Origin of the sequence: Ferviditalea candida (assembly GCF_035282765.1) — a bacterium.
GTDB lineage: Bacteria > Bacillota > Bacilli > Paenibacillales > KCTC-25726 > Ferviditalea > Ferviditalea candida.
The window spans coordinates 1-1,308 of record NZ_JAYJLD010000100.1; the positions used below are offsets into that span (position 1 = coordinate 1).

Sequence of the window (1,308 nt, forward strand, 5' to 3'; positions counted from 1 at the left end):
ATTCAGGTTTAAGGTGAGCCGATCCCGTAAATACGGCAGGCCGCAAAGCAGCAAAATAAAGGGATTATGCGAATCCATGGAAAAATTGAATAACAGGTTCAAATCGCTTAAGAATACGTCCTTGGCCATCTGCATCTCGTCGAGAATGAACACCGGCGTAATCTTTCGGTCATGGTATGAAACCGTTACGGCATGCTGAATTTGACGGAACAGATCGATCTTGCGGGTTTTCGGTTCTTCCCCAAGGCCAAAGGCCAGCCCCCGGTAAAAGTCGTTCACGGATCCCGTAGACATTGGAAAATAGACGACTTTGTACAGGGATTTATTCAGGGATTCGGTAAAGACCCGTAGCGCATAGGTCTTTCCGGCTCCGGGTTCGCCGACGAGAAGTCCCATACCGCGCACTTGTTTCATATAATTCAGGCACCCCAACGCTTCCTGATGCGGGGTTGATACATAGGCATCGGATACCTTCAATTCTTTGGAGAATGGTGGGGCGGAAAGCGAATAGAAAGCTTTAAACATCCGCAGCGCCCCCTTTCTCCTGCAACTCTTTGAACGACAGGGACGAGCGCCGGCGCTTCACGTGGGCGTTATCGTGAAAACGGACTTCCGCCGCCTGAGCCACCGCTTTGCCTTCCTCGTATAGATGAACGCCGCTCTCGTCATAGCGGACTTCCACTTTACGTCCGGCATAAACATCCGGAACCTCGTACAGCCGGTTTTCCAGTGAAAACGTGGCGTCATGCTTGACCTTACGGAAGGCCCTCTTGAGAAACAAGGCATCCAATGCAGCAGGGTCATCCACGGTGCGGATGCTGTCCACCTGGGATAAATAAACTTCAAGCGGCATCCTGCCATCCAGGGAAGCATGGGGTTTACGGTGGTAATCCTCCTCGAGCCATTTCCAAAACCGTTCATTCAGCTCTTCCAGCGTGAATACAGGATTCGCTTTCAGCAGTGTGTAGAACCTTGTTTTACACGTTAGGAACATACGTTCTATTTTACCCTTACTTTGAGGGTCGAAAGCGCGGGTATGAAGGAGCTGTATACCTAATCCCGCACAGGCAAACTGCAGGATGTCGGAACGAAAGATCTTGCCGTTATCGGTATAGACCATCTTCGGAATACCGCGGCGAATTAGGGCTTCTTTCATCACCAAACGCAGCCCGTCAAATTTTTCGGATGGGACAAACTGCGCAAAGGGAACCAGCCTGCTGCAATCATCAATGAATGCGATGAGGTGGGTTCTGACCGTTTTGCCGTCAATACGCAGACGCGGCCCCTCCGACATGTCCGTCTGCCAGA

Annotated in this window: 2 protein-coding genes; both read right to left on the reverse strand. The window is 51.1% G+C overall.

All coding sequences use genetic code 11. From position 1 onward, the window contains the following. Nucleotides 1–525, reverse strand: a 525-nt coding sequence (locus VF724_RS21200; RefSeq protein WP_371756225.1) for an ExeA family protein, incomplete at its 3' end; no start/stop codon positions are given. Next, the coding region (locus tag VF724_RS21205) for a TnsB C-terminal domain-containing protein (RefSeq protein WP_371756226.1) at nt 518–1,308 on the reverse strand (791 nt) is incomplete at its 5' end. The genes VF724_RS21205 and VF724_RS21200, both read right to left, overlap by 8 nt.